The organism is Acidovorax sp. LjRoot66, from assembly GCF_964253305.1.
Taxonomy (GTDB): Bacteria; Pseudomonadota; Gammaproteobacteria; order Burkholderiales; family Burkholderiaceae_C; genus Acidovorax.
Genome location: NZ_CAXUQU020000001.1, coordinates 4,873,408 through 4,894,000 on the forward strand (window position 1 = coordinate 4,873,408; position 20,593 = coordinate 4,894,000).

Consider the following 20,593-nt stretch of genomic DNA (forward strand, 5'->3'; position numbering starts at 1 on the left):
CGGCCTGAACGCTGGGGCATCCACCACGGCCTATGCAGCGTGGTCGGGCTCGACACACGGTGCATTGCGGGCGGTGGGAGTCGCTGCACCCGGGGCGCAGATCAGGCAGAGGGCCGGGGAGACGGCTTCATACGGATTTGCATTTGACCGTGTAGCCAGCAACGACGCTACACGGTTAAAGGCAAATCCGTATCAATGGACAGGCAGAGCGCTGTGCATAGCCTGTCGATTGTACCGCGATGTACCCGGGCTTGCCTATGGCATGGGCGCAGCAGTGTCGCGGGACGGCACCAGAGCCCCTTCAAGCAGCCGGATCCTGGCCCTGCACGGCCACCGCCAGGGCGCGCACCAGATCGGTCTGGGGGATGATGCCCACAAGGTGCCCGCCCTCGACGACGATGGGGATGTGGTGGTGCCCGCCAGCCGCAGCAGGCCTTCCAGGTCGGCGCGGCTCACGTCCAGCACCTGAAGCGCAGGTGCTCGCGACCATCGATGCCAGCGCGGCCGAGCAGAAATGGCGCTCGCTGCTGCCAGGGTGGGAAAAGGTGGGCACTATGCTCGAAACTACCTATCGCAACCCCTCAAACCGCTGCACATGGCCAAGAAAACATGCTCTATACTGCATGTACACCGCATTGAATGCAGTTTACTTCACACCTGTTTTCGCCATGGATGGCCCGAAAACAAGCCTCACGGAACACGCCCGTGAGCCCATGAAGGACACCAGCAGCCAGCGCCGGTACGGGTAAGCCATAGGTTTTCACACAGGGGCTTGGGGTTAAATTACTTTAAGCCTAAACAAAGGAGACACTCCCCATGACCACTCGCCGCCTTGTCATCAGCCGCAGCGCAGCCCTCGTCGGCGCCGCATCCACCGGCCTGCTGCTGCCCTCCATCGTGCGCGCCCAGAGCGGCAAGGTGCGCGTGGGTTTCATGCTCCCCTATACCGGCACCTTCGCCCAACTGGGCGTGGCCATCGAGAACGGCGTGCGCATGGCCATCGACCAGCAGGGTGGCAAGCTCGGCGGGCGCGAGATCGAGTGGTTCAAGGTGGACGATGAGTCCGAGCCCAGCAAGGGCGTGGAAAACGCCAGCAAGCTGGTGCAGCGCGACAAGGTGGACGTGCTGATCGGCACCGTGCACTCCGGCGTGCAGATGGGCATCCAGAAGGTGGCGCGCGACACCGGTGTGCTCAACCTGATCCCCAACGCCGGCGTGCATGCCGCCACCCGGGGGCTGTGCGCGCCCAACGTGTTCCGCACCTCGTTCAGCAACTCCCAGCCCACGCTGGCCCTGGGCAAGGCGATGGTGGACAAGGGCCACAAGAAGGCCGTGTGGATCACCTGGAAGTACGCCGCAGGCGAGGAAGCCTTCGAAGGCTTCAAGCAGAGCTACACCGCAGCCGGCGGCACCATCGTCAAGGAGCTGGGCCTGCCCTTCCCGAACGTGGAGTTCCAGGCGCTGCTGACCGAGATCGCGGCCCTCAAGCCCGATGCCGTGGCCTGCTTCTTCGCCGGTGGCGGTGCGGCCAAGTTCATCAAGGACTACGCGGCCGCCGGCCTCAAGGACAAGATTCCGCTGTACGGCTCGGGCTTCCTGACCGAAGGCGTGCTCGATGCGGCCGGCCCCGCAGCCGACGGCATCATCACCACCATGCACTACAGCGACTCGCTGGACACGCCGCGCAACAAGCAGTTCCGCCTGGAATACGCCAAGGCCTTCCGCAGCCAGCCCGATGTGTATGCCGTGCAGGGCTACGACACCGGCCTGCTGCTGGTGCAGGGTGCCAACGCCGTCAAGGGCGACCTGGCCGCCAAGCCCGCGCTGTACAAGGCGCTCGAGAGCGCCGTGATCGACAGCCCGCGCGGCAAGTGGACCATGAGCAAGGCCCACAACCCGGTGCAGGACATCTACCTGCGCGTGGTCGAGAACAAGGAAAACAAGGTCGTCGGCATTGCGGCAAAAGCCCTGTCCGACAGCGGCGCCGGCTGCCGCATGGCCTAAGCACCACCGCACACCTGGCGCAGCGGCGGGCCTCGGCCTGCCGTGCGGAGCGCTGGCCCTGCGGGTTTTGACACAATGGCAGCGCCTGCCAACTCGGCAGGCCAGTCCTCCGTGCGCCCGGACTTTGCGGCCACCCCCTTGGATCACCCTCTTCCATGACCCTCAGTACCTACCTGCTCTACCTGGCCGCCGTGGCCCTGCTGGTGCTCTCGCCCGGCCCGACCATGCTCATGTGCATGACCGCCTCGCTGCAGCACGGCCCGCGCAAGGCCGTCGTGGCGGCCGCCGGCAGTGTGACGGCCGTGCTCGGCACCATGCTGCTGTCGGCCCTGGGCCTGGGCGCGCTGCTGGCCGCGTCCGAGACCGCGTTCTGGGTGCTCAAGGCAGCGGGCGCTGCCTACCTGATCTGGCTCGGTATCAAGACCTTCCGCAGCCAGGGCAGCGTGTTCGACCAGATGCCCGAGGGCGCCACTGCGGCACCCGCCGTGCCCGCGCACCGGCTGTACCTGCAGGGCCTGATCGTGGGCGGCAGCAACCCCAAGGCCATCCTGTTCTTCACGGCCTTCTTTCCGCAGTTCCTGAACCCCACGCTGTCCTTTGCGCCGCAGTTCGCCATCCTGGCCGCCACCTTCGTCGCGTTCGAGTTCACGGTGCTCACGCTGTGCGCCTTGGGCGTGGCCCGGCTGGCCCCAGCCCTGCGCTCGGGCAACCGCATGCGCTGGTTCAACCGCGTCTCGGGTGGCCTGTTCACCCTGATGGGCTCGCTGCTGCTGGCCACGCGCCGCGCGGCCTGACCCCGCTACATCCACCTGCCGCACGCCATGGACTTCGCTACCTTCCTGATCCAGTTGCTCAACGGCGTGCAGTACGGCCTCTTGCTGTTCATGCTGGCGGCCGGCCTCACGCTGATCTTCGGGATCATGGGCGTGGTGAACCTGGCGCACGGCAGTTTCTACATGCTGGGTGCCTACCTGGCGTACTCGCTGTCGGGGTATTTCGGCAGCCTCACGCTGGCCATCCTGGGCGGTGCGGTGCTGGCCGTGGCCTTCGGGCTGGCGCTCGAGTGGCTGCTGTTTCGCCACTTCTACCACCGCGACCACCTGGACCAGGTGCTGCTCACCTTCGGGCTGATCTACATCTTCGAGGAGCTGCGCTCCATCCTCTGGGGCGACGATGTGCACGGAGTGGCCATCCCGAAGCTGCTGGACTGGTCGATCCCGCTCACCGACACCCTTTCCTACCCGGTGTACCGCCTGTTCATCTCGGGCGTGTGCATCGTGCTGGCCATCGGCCTGTACCTGCTGATCTCCAAGACCCGCCTGGGCATGAAGATCCGCGCCGGTGCCTTCAACCGCGACATGGCCGAGTCGCTGGGCGTGAACATCAAGCTCATCCACGCCATCGTGTTCGCGCTGGGCGTGGGCCTGGCGGCCATGGCCGGCATGGTGGCAGCCCCCGTCTCCAGCGTCTACCCCAACATGGGCTCCTCGGTCCTGATCATGTGCTTCGTGGTGGTGGTCATCGGCGGAATCGGCTCGGTGCGCGGGGCCCTGATCTCTGCGCTGCTGGTGGGCCTGGTGGACACCTTCGGCAAGGTGCTGCTGCCCTCCGTGGCCGGCATGCTGGTCTACATGCTGATGGCGGCCGTGCTGCTGTGGAAACCCGAAGGTCTTTTCAAACAATGACAGTCGTTCCTGTGATCCTTGCCCTGCCAGCGCCCCGGAGGCCCGCATGAGCACACCCCGCACCAACCTGGAGGTGCTGCCGCGCAGCGTGCAGTTCGTGCTCGTGCTCGGCCTCGTCGCGCTGCTGGCCTTTCCGTTCGTGGGCAGCGACTTCTATGTACAGATGGTCACGCGCATGATGATCATGGCCATCTTCGCGATGAGCCTCGATCTGCTGCAGGGCGTAACCGGCCTGGTCTCGCTGGGCCACGCGGCCTACTTCGGCGTGGCAGGCTATGCGCTGGCCTTCCTGACCCCGGCCGATGCCCCGGTGAGCCTGTGGTGGTCGCTGCCGGCGGCCGTGGCGGGCTCGGCCCTGGTGGCGCTGTTCATCGGCTTCTTCGTGGTGCGCACGCACGGCATCTACTTCATCATGGTGACCATGGCGTTCGCGCAGATGGTGTTCTACCTGTTCTTCGACAACAAGATCCTGGGCGGCTCGGACGGCATCTACATCAACCTGCGCCCTGATGCCTCGGTGTTCGGCTGGCTGCTGTTCGACCTCGAAGGGCGGCGCACCTTCTACTACTTCACTCTGGCGCTGGTGGTGCTGGTCTACGTGGGGCTGCGCCGGCTGCTGTGGAGCCACCTGGGCCGGGCGCTGGCGGGCATCCGCGTCAACGAGCACCGCATGCGTGCCATGGGCTTTTCCACCCAGGGCTACAAGCTCACGGCCTTCACCGTGGCCGGGGCCCTGGCGGGCCTGGCGGGCTACCTGTGGGGCGCGCAGACAGGCTATGTGAACCCCGAGCTCATGGGCTTTCACATGAGCGCGCACGCCATCATGATGGTCATCCTCGGCGGCATGGGCAACTTCGCGGGGGCCATCGTCGGCGCCTTCGCGTTCGAGTACCTGCTGCATGTGTTCAAGGACATCACCAAGCACTGGCAACTGCTCATGGGCAGCTTCATCGTGCTGGTGGTGCTGGTGGCGCCGCGCGGGCTGCTGGGCATGCTGGTGCGCCTGCGCGCTGCCAAGGGAGGCACGGACCATGGCTGAACACGAAGTCCTGCTGTCGGCCCACAAGATCACCAAACGCTTTGGCGGCTTGGCTGCCGTCAACGGCGTCTCGGTGGACCTGTGGCGCGGCCGCATCCATGCGGTGATCGGGCCCAACGGCGCAGGCAAGTCCACGCTGACCAACCTGCTCTCGGGCGACCTGCCCCCAACGGCCGGCCAGATACGGCTGGGCGCCACCGAGGTAACAGGTTGGGCGCCCGAGCGCATCTCGCGCCAGGGTCTGGGCCGCAGCTACCAAAAGACCAACATCTTTCTGCCCTTCACCGTGCACGAGAACGTGCGCCTGGCCGCCCAGTCGCGCGACCCGCAGCAACCCTGGAACCCGCTGCGCTGGTGGCGTGACACGCGCGACCAGGGCCCGCACAACCGCGCCAGCAGCGAGCGTGTGGACCGGGCCATCGAACTGGCGGGCCTGCAGGCGCGGCGCGATGCCGTGGCCGGCACCATGAGCCACGGCGAGCAGCGCCAGCTCGAGATCGCCATGACCCTGGCCACCGAACCCCAGGTGCTGCTGCTCGACGAGCCCCTGGCCGGCATGGGCGTGGCCGAGGCCGAGCGCATGGTGCAGCTGCTGCTGCGCATCAAGCCGGGCCACGCGATGATGCTGGTGGAGCACGACATGGATGCCGTGTTCGCACTGGCCGACCATCTGACGGTGATGGTCAACGGCGAGGCCATCGCCAGCGGCACGCCGCCCGAAGTGCGCGCCGACGCCAACGTGCAGGCCGCCTACCTGGGTGAGGAACACTGACATGGCACCGCAGCAAAACACGCCCCTCATCGAGGCCCGGGGCCTCAACACCTTCTACGGCGCCAGCCACATCCTGCACGGGGTGGACTTCACCGTGGGCCAGGCCGAGACCATCGGCCTCATGGGCCGCAACGGCATGGGCAAGAGCACGCTGCTCAAGTCGCTCATGGGCCTCGTGAAGCCGCGCTCGGGCAGCGTGGCCGTGGCCGGGCACGACACCACGGGCCGACCACCCTACGAGGTGGCACGCTTGGGGATCGCCTATGTGCCCGAGGGGCGCGGCATCTTCGGCAACCTGAGCGTGGTCGAAAATCTGCAGATGGCCGCCCGCGCCGGCACGCGCGGCCAGCGCGACTGGACCTACGAGCGCGTGCTGGAGACCTTTCCGCGCCTCAAGGAGCGCCTGGGCCACGGCGGACAGCAGCTCAGCGGCGGCGAGCAGCAGATGCTGACCATCGGCCGCGCGCTGATGACGAATCCCGACGTGCTCATCCTCGACGAGGCCACCGAGGGCCTGGCCCCGCTGATCGCGCGCGAGATCTGGCGCATCTGCAGCCTCATCAAGGCCAGCGGCATCAGCAGCGTGATCGTCGACAAGAACTGGAAGCACGTCACCCAGATCACCGACCGCAACGTCATCCTGGTCAAGGGCCAGGTGGTGTTCGAGGGCAGCTCAGAGACCCTGTGCTCCCAGCCGCAGTTGCTGGAGCAGCACCTGGGCGTTTGACACAACCGCCCTCTCCCGGTGCGCGGGACCCGTCTCGTCTTGCCTTAGCATCCGGCGGTCCACCCGCCCCGCCAAGCTGTCCATGTCCCCTGCCCTCGCCGTCTTCCTGTTGCTCCTTGCCGCCCTGGTGCTGACCAACGTCTGGGCCACGCGGCGCGTGCTGCGCAGCCACGAGTTCGGCAACCGCAAGGCGCTGATGGTGATGGGCATCTGGATCCTGCCCTTCCTCGGCGCGTTCATGGCGCGCTACCAGTTTGCGCCGCCAGAGGATTCACGGCCTGCAGCATTGGCCTTGCCGGTCCAGGGCGGCGAACAGCCCCCGGCGCCGCAGGTGCTGCGCATGGCCGGCCTCGAACCCTTCACCGTGCGGGACCACCTGAGCGCCCCCGCCGGCCTGCCCCTGATGGACTGGCAGGCACTCGACCACTGGGCCGGACAAGCCCCCACCCCCGAAGCCACCACAGAGGCCATCGCCCTGGGCCGCCGCGCCTGGCTGCTGCACCTGCGCGATGCGATTGGCCCGCACATGCACCTGCACGAGAGCGCGGACGTGCACATCCTGTCCCCTCTGGAGCCGCCAGTGGCACAGGCCATGGCGGGCTACGTCACCAAAACGCGCCAGCGCATCGCGCGCGTGCTCGATGGCGTGGCCCGCTTCAACCCAGGCGAGAAAAGCGTGCTGCTGGTGCTCGAGAGCGAAGAGCTCTACTACCACTACGTGGGCCAGTTCTACCCCGATGGCGGGGAGTTCGCCTTCAGCGGCGGCATGTTCATCCACAACGGCTGCCCGCACTTCGTGGTGGTGCAGGCCGACCTGTCCACCATCGAGCCCGTGATCGCGCACGAGCTCACGCACAGCGCCCTGTCGTACCTGCGCCTGCCCACCTGGCTCGATGAAGGCTTGGCCGTGAACACCGAGCACCGCCTGACAGGCGCGCGCCGCCCTGCCCAGACGCCGCAGGCCATGCACCAGCGCCACCTGGCATTCTGGAATGCCGAGCGCGTGCAGGAGTTCTGGTCGGGCGACTCGTTCCACCGCACGGACGATGGCAACGCGCTGTCGTATGACCTCGCCCGCATCGCGGTAGAGCAGTTGGCGCGCGACTGGCCCGCATTCAGCCGGTTCGCAACCAGCGCCCGCCGCGGCGATGCAGGCGCCGAGGCTGCGGCCAGCGCACTGGGCATCGACCTGGGCAGTTTCGTCGGCGCCCTGGTGCAGGCATCCGAGGACTGGGCACCGCGCCCCGCTACTTGGCCAACACAGCCCGCACAACAGGCTGCATACCTACATTTTTGAGCGCCCGCCATCAGTAGAATGGCCCGCACCCCTTTCCAAGGATGTTCCCACAGTGTCTGACAGCCTCGCCGTTCTCCCCCAGTACCTGATGCCCAAGCAGGCCATGACCGCCCTGGCGGGAAAATTCGCCTCGGCCCGCCTGGGGGGACTGACCACCGCAGTCATCCGCGGCTTCGTGTCCCACTACCAGGTGAACATGGCGGAGGCGGCCAATCCGGACATCGCGGCCTATGCCTCGTTCAACGACTTCTTCACCAGGGCCCTGCAGCCCGGCGCGCGACCCCTGGCCGATGCCGACCTGGTCTGCCCCGTGGACGGTGCCATCAGCCAGTTCGGCCCCATCCAGAAGGACCAGATCTTCCAGGCCAAGGGCCATTCGTACTCCACCACGGCACTGGTGGGCGGCGATTCGTCGCTGGCTGCGCGCTTTGACGATGGCTACTTCGCCACCCTGTACCTGAGCCCGCGCGATTACCACCGCATCCACATGCCCTGCGCAGGCCAGCTCACGCGCATGGTGCATGTGCCCGGCGACCTGTTTTCGGTGAACCCGACCACGGCGCGCGGCGTGCCCGGCCTGTTCGCGCGCAACGAGCGCGTGGTGTGCTTCTTCGATTCGGCGCACGGGCCCTTCGTGCTGGTGCTGGTGGGCGCGACCATCGTGGGCAGCATGGCCACCGTCTGGCATGGCCAGGTGAACCCGCCGCGCACCGGCGTGCTGCGCCACTGGGACTACCCGGCCGGCCAGGTGTCGCTGCAAAAGGGCGAGGAAATGGGCCGTTTCCTGCTCGGCTCCACCGTGGTGATGCTGTTCCCCAAGGGGCCGTTCCAGTTCAACGCCGAATGGGCTCCGGCGCGTCCCGTGCGCCTGGGCGAGGCCATGGCGCAGTACCCAATGGAATAATGCCTCCGCGCAGGCGTGCCTGGCTTGCCCCCAGAGCTGCCGCCTCCTGCGGCTGCACCGGGACGCAAAGCAATCCGGGCAGTGCTTTTCAGATCCTGTCTGGAACGCGCGCGAGATGGAAGGCCGTGGGCGCCAGCCGAAGTGCATCGGGATGCACAGGCGATTCGTGCCCCACAAGGTAGACCATCATGGCGTCGCGGCGCACCACGATGTGGCTCACCGTCTCGCGGCTCAACCCCAGGTGCACGAAGGCGCCGGGCTTGAACAAGGGCATGTAGTAATAGGCCGCTGGGTCCACGAGGGTGCGGCTCCTTCCGCAATGGTGGCCAAGGGGCGCACCTGCGGCCCTGCGAGGACCGCTCGGCCCATACTAGCACCGATAGCACCGATAGCCCCGGCCCAACGGCCGCAGCGACGGTAAAGCCTGTGCGGCCTCAGCCTTTGGCCCGCGCCTGGGCAAAGGCCAGAGCGGCTTCGAGCATGCGTTTCAGGTGCGGCTGCACGCCGGCCGCCACCTCGGGCAGGTAGTCGAAAGGCAGGGCTTCCTGCATGTAGCTGCACTGCGTCATCTCCAGCTGCACCGCATGCACGTTCTGCGCGGGCTGGCCGTAGTGGCGCGTGATGTGTCCGCCCTTGAAGCGGCCGTTGAGCACGGCGGCGTAGCCGGGTGCGGCCTGCGCAATGGCCAGCAGCTCCTGCGCCAGCGCTGGGTCGCAGCTCTCGCCATTGGCCGTGCCCAGGTTCAGGTCGGGCAGCTTGCCTTCGAAGAAGCGCGGCAGCACCGAGCGGATCGAATGCGCATCCCACAGCACGGCCACGCCATGGGCAGCACGGATGCGATCGAGTTCGGCGCGCAGCTGCGCGTGGTACGGCGCCCAGATGGCATCGCGGCGCTCGGCCACTTCGGTGTCGTCGGGCACGTCGCTCCGGGTGTAGATGGGCGTGTCGTCGAAGGTGTCCACCGGGCACAGGCCGGTAACGCTCTGGCCCGGGTAGAGGCTGGCCCCATCGGGCGGGCGGTTCAGGTCCACCACGTAGCGCGAATGCGTGGCCGCGAGGATGGATGCGCCCATGCCTTTCGCAAAATCGTACAGGCGCTCCAGGTGCCAGTCGGTGTCGGGCACCTGGCGGCATTCGTCGGTGAAGCGCGCGGCGATGGCCGGTGGCACGTAGGTGCCCACATGCGGCATGGAAATCAGCAGCGGCGCGGTGCCCTGGTGGAAGGTGAAGGCGGGTTGGGTGGTGACGGTCATGGCGTGGGTTTCAAGGGACGCTTTTCAGAGTTCTTCATTGTGGCGCGATGGTTGCAGCACGGGCCTGGGCAAAGGCAGCAGCCGCACTCTCATGCAGGGCATGCCGGCCGGCGGACACACGCTGTACGCCGCCGGCCCACAGGCCGTGCAGCGCACTGGTACGGTGGCTGCCGAACACATGGGCCGAGAGCATGGCCTCGACCGGCAACCCGGCCAGCGCAATGTGCGACGGGTCCAGCACCGCAAAATCGGCCTGCTGGCCCACGGCCAGGCCCGCCACAGGGCGGCCCGATGCCTGCGCCCCGCCCTGCACGGACGCGAGCCACATGGCCGTGGCCACCTGGGGCTGCACCGCGCTTGCCAGCACATTGCGCTGGCGCAGCGACAGGCGCTGGCTGTACTCCAGCATCAGCAATTCCTCGGCCGCGTTCACGCAGGCATGGCTGTCCGAGCCCACGCCCCAGGCACCGCCATGGCCCAGCCACTGCGGCATGTCGAAGATGCCGTCGCCCAGGTTGGCCTCGGTGGTGGGGCAGATGCCGGCCACGGCACCGCTGCGCGCGGCATCGGCATACTCCTGCGGTGTCATGTGCGTGGCGTGCACCAAGCACCAGCGCGCGTCCACGGCCATGTGCTCCAGCAGCCACTGCACGGGGCGCTGGCCGCTCCAGGCCACGCAGTCGTCCACCTCCTGGGTCTGCTCGGCGATGTGGATGTGGATGGGGGCGTGGGCATCGATGGCGGTGAGGCCCTGCACGGCGGCAGCCAGGCTGTCGGGCGGCACGGCGCGCAGCGAGTGCGGTGCCAGGCCCAGGCCAGCACCCTGCGCCTTCGCCAGGGGCGCAAGGCGCTCCAGCAGAGCCAGCATGTTGTCGGTGCTGCGGATGAAGCGTGCCTGGTCCGCACGCGGTGGCCTGGCGCCAAAGCCGCTGGTCTGGTAGAGCACCGGCAGCAGCGTGATGCCGATGCCCGCATTGCGCGCCGCGCGCAGCAGCGCGAGCGACAGCGTGGCATCGTCGGCATAGGGCCGGCCGTCCTGGTCGTGGTGCACGTAGTGGAATTCGCAAACCGAGGTGTAACCGGCCTCCAGCATCTCCACGTAGAGCCAGGTGGCAATGGCCTCCAGCGACTCGGGCGTGATCTGCGCCGCAAAGCGGTACATCAGGTTGCGCCAGCTCCAGAAGCTGTCCTGGCTTTCTCCGCGGTACTCGGTGAGGCCCGCGAAGGCGCGCTGGAAGGCGTGCGAATGCAGGTTGGGCATGCCTGGCACCACAGGCCCCAGCGCACGCGGTGCGGCGCCGGCCGCACTGCCCGGTGTCACGGACTGCAGCCGGCCCGTGGCGTCCCACTGCAGCAGCACGTCGCGGGCCCAGCCGCCGGGCAGCAGTGCGTGTTCGACAAACAGCGTATTAGTGCTCATGCAGCCGCCCCCAAAATGTCTGCCAGCGCCTGCGCAAAGCGCTCGTTCTCGGCCTCGGTGCCCACCGAGACGCGGATGAATGTCTCGAAACCCGGCTCCTTCCAGGGCTTGACGATGAGGCCCCGGGCCAGCAGAGCCTCGTTCACCGGGCCATTGGGCCGGCCGATGTCCAGGAACAGGAAGTTGGTGGCCGAAGGCGCAATGCGAACGCCCGCCAAGGCCTGCAGGCGCCCCAGCAACACTCCGCGCAGGCGCACGGTCTCGGCCACGCTCTGGCGCATGAAGGCCTCGTCGCCCCAGGCGGCCAGTGCCGCAGCCTGGGCCGCATGGTTCACGTTGAACGGGGTGCGCACGCGGTCGAGCAATTGCACCAGGGCCGCGTCGCTGGCCAGGCCATAGCCCACGCGCAGACCCGCCAGGCCCCAGGCCTTGGAGAAGGTGCGCAGCAGGATCCACGGCGCAGCGCGGGTGCGCAGCAAGGCGAGTACATCGGGGTAGTCGGGCGCATGGCAGGCGTACTCGTAGTACGCCTCGTCCACCACGAGCAGGGTGTGCGCGGGCGTGGACGCCAGCAGGCGCTCGAATTCCTGCGCCGTGAACATGCAGCCCACGGGGTTGGAGGGGTTGGCCAGCATGGCGATCTTGGGGCCGCGCGCCAGCGCTTCGCACCAGGCATCCACGTCGAAGCCGAGTTCGGGCGTGAGCGCCAGCAGCTCGACCTGCGCACCCATCATGCGCGGGTATATCTCGTGCAGGCCGAAGGCCGGGCGTTGGGTGAGCACGTGATCACCCTGCGACAGAAAGGCCTGGCACAGCATCTGCAGAATGTCTTCGGAGCCATTGCCGACGACGATGCCCTCGGGCGCCACACCCCTGCGCGCCGCGATGGCGGCGCGCAGCGCCGTGCAGTTCGCATCGGGGTAGGTGCCCACGCGCGCCGCCAGGCCCACCAGCGCGCGCGCCACGGCGGGGCTGGCGCCAAAGGGGTTCTCGTTGCTGGCCAGGCGCGCGATCTCGGTCACGCCGTAGCGCTGGCGCACGGCATCGGACGACAGGCCGGCGTTGTAGGCGGGCAGCGGGGGCACCTCGGGGCGGGCCAAGGCCAGGGTGGCAGATGCAGCAGCGTTCATAGGTCGAATACCTTGCCGGGGTTCATGAGATGGAGGGGGTCCAGCGCCTGCTTGATGGCGCGCATGGCGGCCAGCTCCGCCGGGGTGCGGCTGGCGTGGAGGTAGGGCTTCTTGTGCAGGCCGATGCCATGCTCGGCCGAGACGCTGCCGCCAAAGGCCGCCACCTGGGCGTACACCAGTGCCTCGACCGCAGCCTCGTCACCGCCCACGGTGGAGGCGTCGGTGGACAGGTGCAGGTTGCCATCGCCGATATGGCCGAAGAACACCGTGAGATGCCCGGGCCAGCGTGCAGACAGCGCGGTGCGGCATTCCTGCGCAAACCGGCCGATGTCGGCCTGCGGCAGGCTCACGTCGAAGTTGATCGGGGGGTGCATGTGCGCGGGCAGCTCTGCCGTGGCCTCGCGGATCTTCCACAAGGCTTGCGCCTGGGACTGCGACTGGGCGATGGCGGCATCGATGGCCTCACCGGCCTCCATGGCCTCGCCCAACACTTCTTCCAGCGCGTCGCGCAGGCCGGCTTCGTCCTGGCCGCCGACGTCGATGAGCGCAGCAAACGGGTGCGGCGCCTCGAACGGCTCGCGCAGCGTCTGCCAGCGCAGCGAGGCCTCGACGAAATCGCGCCACATGAGCTCGAAGGCCGACAGCGCACCCGGAAAGCGCCCCTGCAGCCGGGCCAGCAGCGCCAGCGCCGCATCGAAATCAGACAAGGCCACCAGCGCGGTCGCCTTGGCGCGCGGCAGCGGCCGCAGGCGCAGCAGCGCGCGCGTGACCACGCCCAGCGTGCCCTCGGCGCCGATGAACCACTGCTTGAGGTCGTAGCCCGTGTTGTTCTTGAGCATGGGCCGCAGCATGGGCAGCAGCGTGCCGTCGGCCAGCACCACCTCCAGGCCCAGCACCTGCTCGCGCACCATGCCGTGCTGCAGCACGCCGTTGCCGCCAGCATTGGTGGACACGGCCCCGCCCACCTGGGCCGAACCGCGCGCACCGAAGTCCACGCCGAACTGCAGGCCCACGGCGAGCGCGGCCTCCTGCACCGCCTGCACGGTGGCGCCGGCCTGCACGGTGAGCGTGGCAGAGCGTGCATCCACCACCTCGATGGCGTTCATGCGGTCCAGCGACAGCGCCACCCCGCCCGCACAGGGCACGGCCGCCCCGGCCAGCCCCGTGAGGCCGCCCTGCGGCACCACGGGCACGCGGTGGGCATGGCACAGGCGCAGCAGGGCCGAGACCTCCTCTGTGCTGCGCGGGCGCACCAGCGCCAGCGGTGGCACGGGGGCGGTGCCGCTCCAGTCGGTGTGGTGGCGCGGGGGCACGGCAGCGCCCACCTGCACGCGGTCGGCGCCGAGCGCATCGACCAGCGCTGCCAGGAATTCGCTGTGGGTAGCCATGGGCTCAGGCCCCTTTCACGATGCGCCCCTGGCGCACGATGGTGCGCGCGGGCTTGTGACCGAACCAGTAGGCCAGCTCCGCCGCATCGGCAAACGGCCAGAGCACGAAATTGGCCGGACGGCCCGATGCGATGAGGCCATGCGTGTCCTGCAGGCCCAGCGCGCGCGCACCATGGGTGGTGATGCCGGCCAGCGCCTCGGGCACCGTCAGGCGGAACAGCGTGCAGGCCATGTTGGCCATGAGCAGCAGGCTCAGCGCGGGCGAGGTGCCGGGGTTGTGGTCGGTGGACACGGCCATGGGCACGCCGGCCTCGCGCAGCGCGGCGACGGGCGGCAGGTGCGTGTCGCGCAGGGTGTAGTACGCGCCGGGCAGCAGCACGGCCACGGTGCCCGCCTGTTTCATGGCATCGATCCCTGCCTGCGAGAGGTGCTCGATGTGATCGCACGAGAGCGCACCGTAGCGCGCGGCCAGCGCGGCCCCGCCCATGTCCGAGAGCTGCTCGGCGTGCAGCTTGACCGGAATGCCCAGCGCGCGCGCGGCCTGAAAGACCTGCTCCGTCTCGGCCAGCGTGAAGGCGATGCGTTCGCAGAACACGTCCACCGCGTCCACCAGGCCCTCGGCGGCCAGCGCGGGCAGCATCTCGTTGCAGACCAGGTCGGTGTAGTCCTGGCTGCGGCCCGCGTACTCGGGCGGCAGCGCATGCGCGCCCAGGAAGGTGGTGCGCACGGCCACGCCCAGCGCCTCGCCCAGGCGGCGCGCCACGCGCAGCTGCTTGCGCTCGTGCTCCAGTGCCAGGCCGTAGCCCGACTTGATCTCGATGGCGCAGACACCCTCGTCCAGCAGCGCCTGCAGGCGCGGCAAGGCCAGGGCGAAAAGTTCATCCTCGCTGGCCTCGCGGGTGGCGCGCACCGACGAGACGATGCCGCCGCCGGCCCGGGCCACCTCTTCGTAGGTGGCGCCCGCCAGGCGCATGGCGAATTCGTTGGCACGCTGGCCGCCATAGACCAGGTGGGTATGGCAATCCACCAGGCCTGGTGTGGCCAGGGCGCCCCGCGCGTCAAAGCGCGGCAGGGCATTCCAGGCGGCGGGCCATGCGTCCTGCGGCCCCACCCATTGCACGGTTCCGCCCTGCACCACCACGCAGGTGGTGGCACCCTGGGGAACAGGCACATCGGCTATGCACAGGTCGGGGGCCGGGCGCATGCCGATCCAGATGCCATCGGCCGAAGGATGGCTTTGAGGGGTGGGGATGGTGGTGGGTGTCATGGGCAAAAGTCAGTCGGAGGGTTCCATATCCAGGTCGATCCAGGCCAATGCGGGATCGGCATCCAAAGGCTCCAGCGCATTTTCTGCGGTGCCATCGCTCCACCACAGCCCCTGGCCGGGCTCCAGCACCTCTTCACCGCAACGCCAGCGCCCGCGCAGCACCATGCACAGGCCGGCGCGCGTGCGCCCTGCCACACGCGCATGGCGGGTCACCTGCAAGCCGCCATGCCAGCGGCCCCGGCGCACCATGAGGTTGAAATCAGTCGACGGTCCGCCCAGCATGTCGCAGTCCACGGCGACGTCGCCCTTGAAGGCCAGCGGCTGCCAGGGCTGGTCGAGGTCATGGTCCAGCTGGCCGTCGTTCGAGCGCAGGTGCACCCCGTCGCCGTCGAGCAGCATGATCTGCCGGTCCACCCCCGGAAAGGCCGAGAACGGGCCCGCTGCGGCAATCGTGGCCACGCTCACGCGCCACTCGAAGCCATCCATGCCCGCGCCCTGCGGCCAGCAGGCCAGCTCGCGGGTGCTGCCGCCACCGTTCTTCCAGGGCACGCTGGGGGTGGAGGCCAGGTCGAAGAACTGGACCATGTTCAGGCCTCCTGCCCAGGGATGGGGAACAGCAAGGCTACGGGGAGTGAGGCGGTCATCGGAAAAATCACTTGTCGTCGTTGTCAGTCAATGCAGAACCAGTTGGCGCGAGATGCGCGCGGCGGCCACCACGGCCATACGGATCAGGGCTTCTTCCTGGCCGCTGGCACGCACGATGGGTGCCATCAGCGTGATGGCACCCACAGACTGGCGCGAGGCGCCGAACAGGGGCACGCTGCAGCCCCAGACGCCGGGGTCCACCTCGCCGGCGGTCATGGCAAAGCCCGCCTTGCGGATGGCATCGCTCTCGCGCTGCGCGGCATCGCGCTCGGGCGTGCCTGCGCCCCATTGGCTGTCGAGCACGGCAGCGCGCACCGCCTCGGGCAGGTGGGCCAATACGCACTTGGCCGAGGCCCCTGCGCGCAAGGGCACGCTGCGCCCCTTCTCGAAAGAGCAGCGCAGCGAATGCTGGCTCTCCACCATGTCCAGGCAGATGGCCTGGTCGTTCACGGCGACGATCAGGCCCACGCTTTCCTGCGACTGCTGGGCCAGGTCCACCATGTCGGGCCGGGCCTGGCGCACCAGGTGCGAGGCCAGATCGAAGCCCAGCGCCAGCTGCAGGCTCAGCGGGCCGGGGGCATAGCAGCCATCGCTTTCGAGCACGAAGCCCCAGCGCTTGAGCCGCGCGAGCTGGCGGTACAGCGTGCTGCGCGCCAGGCCCGTGCGCTCCATGAGCTCGGCTGCAGGCATGGACTTGCCCTGCTGGGCCAGCACGGCCAGCACCTGCAGCACCCGGTCGGCCGTGGGCACGGCGGGAAGCATTGGCGCGTCCTTGGGCATGTCTCAGGGCCTTGGTGCGGATGCTGTATGGCCTGCGCTCAGCGCACCATGGGCAATTTGAGGCCCTGCTTCTTGGCAGTGGCCACGGCCAGGTCGTAGCCGGCATCGGCGTGGCGCATCACGCCGCTGCCGCTGTCGTTGACCAGCACGCGCGCCAGGCGCTCGGCCGCAGCATCGGTGCCGTCGGCGACGATCACCATGCCCGAATGCTGCGAGTAGCCCATGCCCACGCCACCGCCGTGGTGCAGGCTGACCCAGGTGGCACCGCCCGCAGTGTTGAGCAGCGCGTTGAGCAGCGGCCAGTCGCTCACGGCGTCGGTGCCGTCCTTCATGCTCTCGGTCTCGCGGTTGGGGCTGGCCACCGAGCCGGTATCGAGGTGGTCGCGGCCGATCACGATGGGGGCCTTGAGCTCGCCGTTCTTCACCATCTCGTTGAAGGCCAGGCCGGCGATATGGCGCTCGCCCAGGCCCAGCCAGCAGATGCGCGCCGGCAGGCCCTGGAAGCTGATGCGCTCGCGCGCCATGTCCAGCCAGCGGTGGGTGTGGGTGTTGTTCGGGAACAGCTCCTTGATCTTGGCGTCGGTCTTGTAGATGTCCTCGGGGTCACCCGAGAGTGCGACCCAGCGGAACGGACCCTTGCCTTCGCAGAACAGGGGGCGAATGTAGGCCGGCACGAAGCCCGGAAAGTCGAAGGCGTTCTCCACGCCTTGGTCGAACGCCACCTGGCGGATGTTGTTGCCGTAGTCCACCGTGGGCACACCCATGGCCTGGAAGTCGAGCATGGCCTGCACGTGCACGGCGCAGCTCTTGGCGGCAGCGGCCGTGAGGGCCGCGTGGCGCGCAGGGTCCTTCATGGCGGCCTGCCACTCGGGCACGGTCCAGCCGCTGGGCAGGTAGCCGTTGACCAGGTCGTGGGCCGAGGTCTGGTCGGTCACCAGGTCGGGCTTGATGCCGCCGGCCTGGGCGCGGCGCACCAGTTCGGGCAGCACGTCGGCGGCATTGCCCAGCAGCGCGATGGAGACGGCTTCCTTGCGCTCCGTGTGGTGCTGGATGAGGGCGATGGCGTCGTCGATGTCCTTGGCCTGCTTGTCCACGTAGCGGGTGCGCAGGCGAAAGTCGATACTGCTTTGCTGGCACTCGATGTTGAGCGACACGGCACCGGCCAGCGTGGCGGCCAGCGGCTGTGCGCCACCCATGCCGCCCAGGCCGGCCGTGAGGATCCACTTGCCCGCCAGGCTGTTGCCGTAGTGCTGGCGGCCGGCCTCGACGAAGGTCTCGAACGTGCCCTGCACGATGCCCTGGCTGCCGATGTAGATCCAGCTGCCGGCGGTCATCTGGCCGTACATGAACAGGCCCTTCTGGTCGAGTTCGCTGAAATGCTCCCAGGTGGCCCACTTGGGCACCAGGTTGGAGTTGGCCAGCAGCACGCGCGGCGCGTTGGCATGGGTCTTGAACACGCCCACGGGCTTGCCCGACTGCACGAGCAGGGTTTCGTCATCGTTCAGGTCCTTGAGCGAGGCCAGGATCTGGTCGAAGCACTCCCAGTTGCGGGCCGCACGGCCGATGCCGCCGTAGACCACCAGGTCCTGCGGGCGCTCGGCCACCTCGGGGTCCAGGTTGTTCTGGATCATGCGGTAGGCCGCCTCGATGAGCCAGTTCTTGCAGGTGAGTTCGGTGCCGCGCGGCGCGCGGATCACGCGCGTGGGATCGTGGCGGGGGTCGGCGGAGGTAGCGGACAGGATGGCGTCGTTGGCGTTCATGGTGATCTCCTGGTCAACGTGGGTGCGAAGAAACGGGTGAATGGACAAGCTCAGGCGTGGCTGGGCAGGCACTGGGTCAGGGGCGCAGGCCAGGCGGATTCGAGCGCCCACAGGCGCATGGCCTCGATGTCGGGTGCCAGGTAGCGGTCCTGCTCCAGGAAGGCCACACGCTGGCGGATGGCGGCCAGCTGCGCCTCGATGAGCGCGGAGCTCTTGAGCCAGGGGGTTGCGGCGGCGCCCGGTGCTGGCACGCGCTCGAAATCGATGCCCTGCGCGGCGGCCATGGCCTCGATGCCGACAATGACGGCGGTGTTGCGCACCATCTCGCCCAGGCGGCGTGCGCCGTAGGTGGCCATGGAGACATGGTCTTCCTGGTTGGCCGAGGTGGGCAGGCTGGTCACGCTGCTCGGGTGGGCCAGGCACTGGTTCTCGGCCGCGAGCGCCGCGGCGGTGACCTGGGCAATCATGAAGCCCGAGTTCACGCCGCTGTCGCGGATCAAAAAGGCCGGCAGGCCGGACAGGCCGGTGTCCAGAAGCAGCGCCATGCGGCGCTCGGAGATGGCACCGATCTCCGACACAGCCAGGGCGATGATGTCTGCCGCGAAGGCCACCGGCTCGGCGTGGAAGTTGCCGCCCGAGATCACTTCGCCCGTGTCGGTGAAGACCAGCGGGTTGTCGGACGCCGCATTCGCCTCGATGCGCAGCACGCGCGCGGCGTGGGTGAGGTTATCGAGGCAGGCGCCCATGACCTGGGGCACGCAGCGGATGGAGTACGGGTCTTGCACCCGGCCGCAGTTGGGGTGCGAGGGATCGATCTCGCTGCCGTCGAGCAGCCCGCGCACGGCGGCCGCCACGGCGATCTGCCCGGCCTGGCCACGCGCCTCGTGGATGCGCGCATCGAAGGGCTTGACCGAGCCCTTGATGGCTTCGAGCGACAGTGCGCCCGACACCAGGCCGCCGGCCAACACACTCTCGGCCCCGAACAGGCCGGCCAGCGCCAGCGCGGTGGACACCTGCGTGCCGTTGAGCAGCGCCAGGCCTTCCTTGGGGCCCAGCACGAAGGGATCCAGGCCCACGGCGGCCATGGCTTCGCGGCCGGAAACCACCTGGCCATTGACCTTGGCCTGGCCTTCGCCGATGAGCACGCAGGCCATGTGGGCCAGCGGCGCCAGGTCGCCCGAGGCGCCGACCGAGCCCTTGGCCGGAATCACGGGCAGCACGTCGGCATTGGCCAGCGCCAGCAACGCATCGACCAGTGCCGGGCGCACGCCCGAGTGACCGCGCGCCAGGCTCACGGCCTTGGTGGCCAGCACCATGCGCACCACCGGGTCGGGCAGCGACTCGCCCGTGCCCACGCTGTGCGAGAGCACGAGGTTGCGCTGCAACTCGGCCAGGCGGTCATGGGCGATCTTGGTGCTGGCGAGCTTGCCGAAGCCGGTGTTGATGCCGTAGACCACCTGGTCTTCGTCCACGATGCGCTGCACCGTGGCTTCTGAGGCCTGCATGCCGGCCAGGGCCGCAGGGTCCAGGGACAGGCACACGCCGCCGGCGCTCACGCGGCGCAGTTCGGCCAGGCTCACCTGTCCGGGGCGCAGCAGCAGGGTGCTTGGGGATACAGAGGTTGCAGTGGTCATTGGTTAGTCCTGTATATACAAGTTGGCACAAGCGAAAAAATGGAGGCTCGCAGCAGGCAAACCCCAGGAAATCTATTCAAAAACCGGGTTGCCGTCCGCCCTGAAGCGGCTCCCCAGCCGGTAGCGCGATGACGGGTGCAGGCAGCGCACCATGGTCACGGGTACACCCCGGCTCCAGGTGCGCCGCGTGAGCAGCAGGCAGGGCTGGGCCGGGTCCATTTCGAGCAGCAGGGCCTGGTCGGCCGTGGGCAGCACGGCGTCCACCACATGCTCGACCTGGTCGAAAGGCACGTTGCGCACCAGGAATTCAGAAGGCTGCAGCAGCGTGAAATCCTGCTGCGCGAACTGGGGCACGACGCGCGGGTTCACGTAGCGGTCTTCGAGCTGCACGGGCAGGCCATCCTCCAGGTGCACGCAGACGGCGTGGAACACCGATTCGCCGGTGCGCATGTCCAGCGCCGCCGCCACCTCCATGGTGGCCGAGACGCGCTCCACGGTCAGCACCTTGCAGCGGTAGTCGTGCCCGCGCTGGCGGATCTCGCTGGCCAGGTTGGCGATCTGCAGCAAGGTGGACTGGGGCTTGTCCTCGGCGACGAAGCTGCCCACGCCGGCCACGCGCACGATGCGGCCCTGCTCGGCAAGCTCGCGCAGGGCGCGGTTCACCGTCATGCGCGACATGCCGAACTGGGTCACCAGGTCGTTCTCGGACGGCAGGCGGTCGCCGGCCTTCCAGGAGCCGTCCTGGATCTTGCGCGCGATGTGGTCCTTGATCTGCTGGTACAGGGCCAGCGCAGACACCTCGGGCTGCGCAGCGGGCTGCGGCGTGGCCTTGGGGCGCAGTGCGCGGGCGGTGAAGGCGGCTGGCATGGCGAAGGGTCAGCCCTGGCA

Annotated in this window: 19 protein-coding genes and 1 pseudogene; 8 read left to right on the plus strand and 12 right to left on the minus strand. The window is 68.5% G+C overall.

What is annotated here, in order from left to right; genetic code table 11:
* Positions 1-301 precede the first annotated feature (301 nt).
* A pseudogene (locus ACSQ3Y_RS22890) lies at positions 302-418 on the minus strand (CBS domain-containing protein); the annotation flags it as partial.
* 398 nt (positions 419-816) lie between these two features.
* Here ACSQ3Y_RS22890 and ACSQ3Y_RS22895 point away from each other — a divergent pair.
* From ACSQ3Y_RS22895 to asd, 8 genes are all read left to right on the plus strand, one after another.
* Positions 817-2,004: an ABC transporter substrate-binding protein gene (locus tag ACSQ3Y_RS22895; protein ID WP_428000107.1), complete on the plus strand. Its 1,188-nt coding sequence runs from the start codon at positions 817-819 to the stop codon at positions 2,002-2,004.
* A 155-nt stretch (positions 2,005-2,159) separates the two neighbouring features.
* Positions 2,160-2,798 carry a LysE family translocator gene (locus tag ACSQ3Y_RS22900; RefSeq protein ID WP_057203805.1) on the plus strand — a complete coding sequence of 213 codons (639 nt, stop codon included), beginning with the start codon at positions 2,160-2,162 and terminating at the stop codon, positions 2,796-2,798.
* 27 nt (positions 2,799-2,825) lie between these two features.
* A complete protein-coding gene (locus tag ACSQ3Y_RS22905; protein ID WP_057269699.1) occupies positions 2,826-3,689 on the plus strand; it encodes a branched-chain amino acid ABC transporter permease in 864 nt (287 codons plus the stop codon).
* A 46-nt stretch (positions 3,690-3,735) separates the two neighbouring features.
* Positions 3,736-4,728, plus strand: coding sequence for a branched-chain amino acid ABC transporter permease (locus ACSQ3Y_RS22910; RefSeq protein ID WP_436178989.1), 993 nt, complete (start codon positions 3,736-3,738; stop codon positions 4,726-4,728).
* The gene (locus ACSQ3Y_RS22915) at positions 4,721-5,500 is read left to right on the plus strand and encodes an ABC transporter ATP-binding protein (RefSeq protein WP_436178990.1); all 780 of its coding nucleotides are present in this window, start codon (positions 4,721-4,723) and stop codon (positions 5,498-5,500) included. Before ACSQ3Y_RS22910 ends, ACSQ3Y_RS22915 begins: the two co-directional genes overlap by 8 nt.
* Position 5,501: 1 nt before the next feature.
* Positions 5,502-6,227 carry an ABC transporter ATP-binding protein gene (locus ACSQ3Y_RS22920; protein WP_057269697.1) on the plus strand — a complete coding sequence of 242 codons (726 nt, stop codon included), beginning with the start codon at positions 5,502-5,504 and terminating at the stop codon, positions 6,225-6,227.
* Positions 6,228-6,309: 82 nt separating this feature from the next.
* Positions 6,310-7,524 (plus strand): hypothetical protein, encoded by a 1,215-nt coding sequence (locus ACSQ3Y_RS22925; RefSeq protein WP_057203810.1) that lies wholly within the window; start codon positions 6,310-6,312, stop codon positions 7,522-7,524.
* A 52-nt stretch (positions 7,525-7,576) separates the two neighbouring features.
* Complete coding sequence (asd, locus tag ACSQ3Y_RS22930; RefSeq protein WP_057203811.1) at positions 7,577-8,428, plus strand: archaetidylserine decarboxylase; 852 nt, start codon at positions 7,577-7,579, stop codon at positions 8,426-8,428.
* 88 nt (positions 8,429-8,516) lie between these two features.
* Here the strand turns inward: asd and ACSQ3Y_RS22935 are convergent, their stop codons facing one another.
* The 11 genes from ACSQ3Y_RS22935 to hutC all read right to left on the minus strand — a co-directional run bounded on the left by ACSQ3Y_RS22935 (position 8,517) and on the right by hutC (position 20,572).
* Positions 8,517-8,726 (minus strand): hypothetical protein, encoded by a 210-nt coding sequence (locus ACSQ3Y_RS22935; RefSeq protein WP_057203812.1) that lies wholly within the window; start codon positions 8,724-8,726, stop codon positions 8,517-8,519.
* A 136-nt stretch (positions 8,727-8,862) separates the two neighbouring features.
* Entirely contained in the window at positions 8,863-9,681 is an 819-nt protein-coding gene (hutG, locus tag ACSQ3Y_RS22940; protein WP_436178991.1) for an N-formylglutamate deformylase, read from the minus strand.
* 34 nt (positions 9,682-9,715) lie between these two features.
* Positions 9,716-11,101 carry a formimidoylglutamate deiminase gene (locus ACSQ3Y_RS22945; protein WP_436178992.1) on the minus strand — a complete coding sequence of 462 codons (1,386 nt, stop codon included), beginning with the start codon at positions 11,099-11,101 and terminating at the stop codon, positions 9,716-9,718.
* Positions 11,098-12,231 (minus strand): histidinol-phosphate transaminase, encoded by a 1,134-nt coding sequence (locus ACSQ3Y_RS22950; RefSeq protein ID WP_057203815.1) that lies wholly within the window; start codon positions 12,229-12,231, stop codon positions 11,098-11,100. The genes ACSQ3Y_RS22945 and ACSQ3Y_RS22950 overlap by 4 nt, the downstream gene beginning before the upstream one ends.
* On the minus strand, positions 12,228-13,619 hold the full coding sequence (locus tag ACSQ3Y_RS22955; protein ID WP_436178993.1) for an FAD-binding oxidoreductase: 1,392 nt from the start codon (positions 13,617-13,619) through the stop codon (positions 12,228-12,230). Before ACSQ3Y_RS22955 ends, ACSQ3Y_RS22950 begins: the two co-directional genes overlap by 4 nt.
* A 4-nt stretch (positions 13,620-13,623) precedes the next feature.
* Complete coding sequence (hutI, locus tag ACSQ3Y_RS22960; RefSeq protein WP_436178994.1) at positions 13,624-14,886, minus strand: imidazolonepropionase; 1,263 nt, start codon at positions 14,884-14,886, stop codon at positions 13,624-13,626.
* Between the two features lie 9 nt (positions 14,887-14,895).
* The gene (locus ACSQ3Y_RS22965) at positions 14,896-15,471 is read right to left on the minus strand and encodes a HutD/Ves family protein (protein ID WP_436178995.1); all 576 of its coding nucleotides are present in this window, start codon (positions 15,469-15,471) and stop codon (positions 14,896-14,898) included.
* A gap of 87 nt (positions 15,472-15,558) precedes the next feature.
* Positions 15,559-16,293, minus strand: a complete 735-nt coding sequence (locus ACSQ3Y_RS22970) for an IclR family transcriptional regulator (RefSeq protein ID WP_369819478.1) — start codon at positions 16,291-16,293, stop codon at positions 15,559-15,561.
* 56 nt (positions 16,294-16,349) lie between these two features.
* Positions 16,350-18,071, minus strand: coding sequence for a urocanate hydratase (hutU, locus tag ACSQ3Y_RS22975; RefSeq protein ID WP_436178996.1), 1,722 nt, complete (start codon positions 18,069-18,071; stop codon positions 16,350-16,352).
* A gap of 50 nt (positions 18,072-18,121) precedes the next feature.
* On the minus strand, positions 18,122-19,705 hold the full coding sequence (gene hutH / locus ACSQ3Y_RS22980) for a histidine ammonia-lyase (protein WP_436178997.1): 1,584 nt from the start codon (positions 19,703-19,705) through the stop codon (positions 18,122-18,124).
* Between the two features lie 72 nt (positions 19,706-19,777).
* Entirely contained in the window at positions 19,778-20,572 is a 795-nt protein-coding gene (gene hutC, locus ACSQ3Y_RS22985; protein WP_436178998.1) for a histidine utilization repressor, read from the minus strand.
* Between the last annotated feature and the right edge of the window lie 21 nt (positions 20,573-20,593).

What these genes read in the sequence shown, in the direction of transcription:
- ACSQ3Y_RS22895 (WP_428000107.1), top strand. Translation starts at nt 817, where the DNA reads ATGACCACTCGCCGCCTTGTCATCAGCCGCAGCGCAGCCCTCGTCGGC.
- ACSQ3Y_RS22900 (WP_057203805.1), top strand. Translation starts at nt 2,160, where the DNA reads ATGACCCTCAGTACCTACCTGCTCTACCTGGCCGCCGTGGCCCTGCTG.
- ACSQ3Y_RS22905 (WP_057269699.1), top strand. Translation starts at nt 2,826, where the DNA reads ATGGACTTCGCTACCTTCCTGATCCAGTTGCTCAACGGCGTGCAGTAC.
- ACSQ3Y_RS22910 (WP_436178989.1), top strand. Translation starts at nt 3,736, where the DNA reads ATGAGCACACCCCGCACCAACCTGGAGGTGCTGCCGCGCAGCGTGCAG.
- ACSQ3Y_RS22915 (WP_436178990.1), top strand. Translation starts at nt 4,721, where the DNA reads ATGGCTGAACACGAAGTCCTGCTGTCGGCCCACAAGATCACCAAACGC.
- ACSQ3Y_RS22920 (WP_057269697.1), top strand. Translation starts at nt 5,502, where the DNA reads ATGGCACCGCAGCAAAACACGCCCCTCATCGAGGCCCGGGGCCTCAAC.
- ACSQ3Y_RS22925 (WP_057203810.1), top strand. Translation starts at nt 6,310, where the DNA reads ATGTCCCCTGCCCTCGCCGTCTTCCTGTTGCTCCTTGCCGCCCTGGTG.
- hutG (WP_436178991.1), bottom strand. Translation starts at nt 9,681, where the DNA reads ATGACCGTCACCACCCAACCCGCCTTCACCTTCCACCAGGGCACCGCG.
- ACSQ3Y_RS22945 (WP_436178992.1), bottom strand. Translation starts at nt 11,101, where the DNA reads ATGAGCACTAATACGCTGTTTGTCGAACACGCACTGCTGCCCGGCGGC.
- ACSQ3Y_RS22950 (WP_057203815.1), bottom strand. Translation starts at nt 12,231, where the DNA reads ATGAACGCTGCTGCATCTGCCACCCTGGCCTTGGCCCGCCCCGAGGTG.
- ACSQ3Y_RS22955 (WP_436178993.1), bottom strand. Translation starts at nt 13,619, where the DNA reads ATGGCTACCCACAGCGAATTCCTGGCAGCGCTGGTCGATGCGCTCGGC.
- hutI (WP_436178994.1), bottom strand. Translation starts at nt 14,886, where the DNA reads ATGACACCCACCACCATCCCCACCCCTCAAAGCCATCCTTCGGCCGAT.
- ACSQ3Y_RS22965 (WP_436178995.1), bottom strand. Translation starts at nt 15,471, where the DNA reads ATGGTCCAGTTCTTCGACCTGGCCTCCACCCCCAGCGTGCCCTGGAAG.
- ACSQ3Y_RS22970 (WP_369819478.1), bottom strand. Translation starts at nt 16,293, where the DNA reads ATGCTTCCCGCCGTGCCCACGGCCGACCGGGTGCTGCAGGTGCTGGCC.
- hutU (WP_436178996.1), bottom strand. Translation starts at nt 18,071, where the DNA reads ATGAACGCCAACGACGCCATCCTGTCCGCTACCTCCGCCGACCCCCGC.
- hutH (WP_436178997.1), bottom strand. Translation starts at nt 19,705, where the DNA reads ATGACCACTGCAACCTCTGTATCCCCAAGCACCCTGCTGCTGCGCCCC.
- hutC (WP_436178998.1), bottom strand. Translation starts at nt 20,572, where the DNA reads ATGCCAGCCGCCTTCACCGCCCGCGCACTGCGCCCCAAGGCCACGCCG.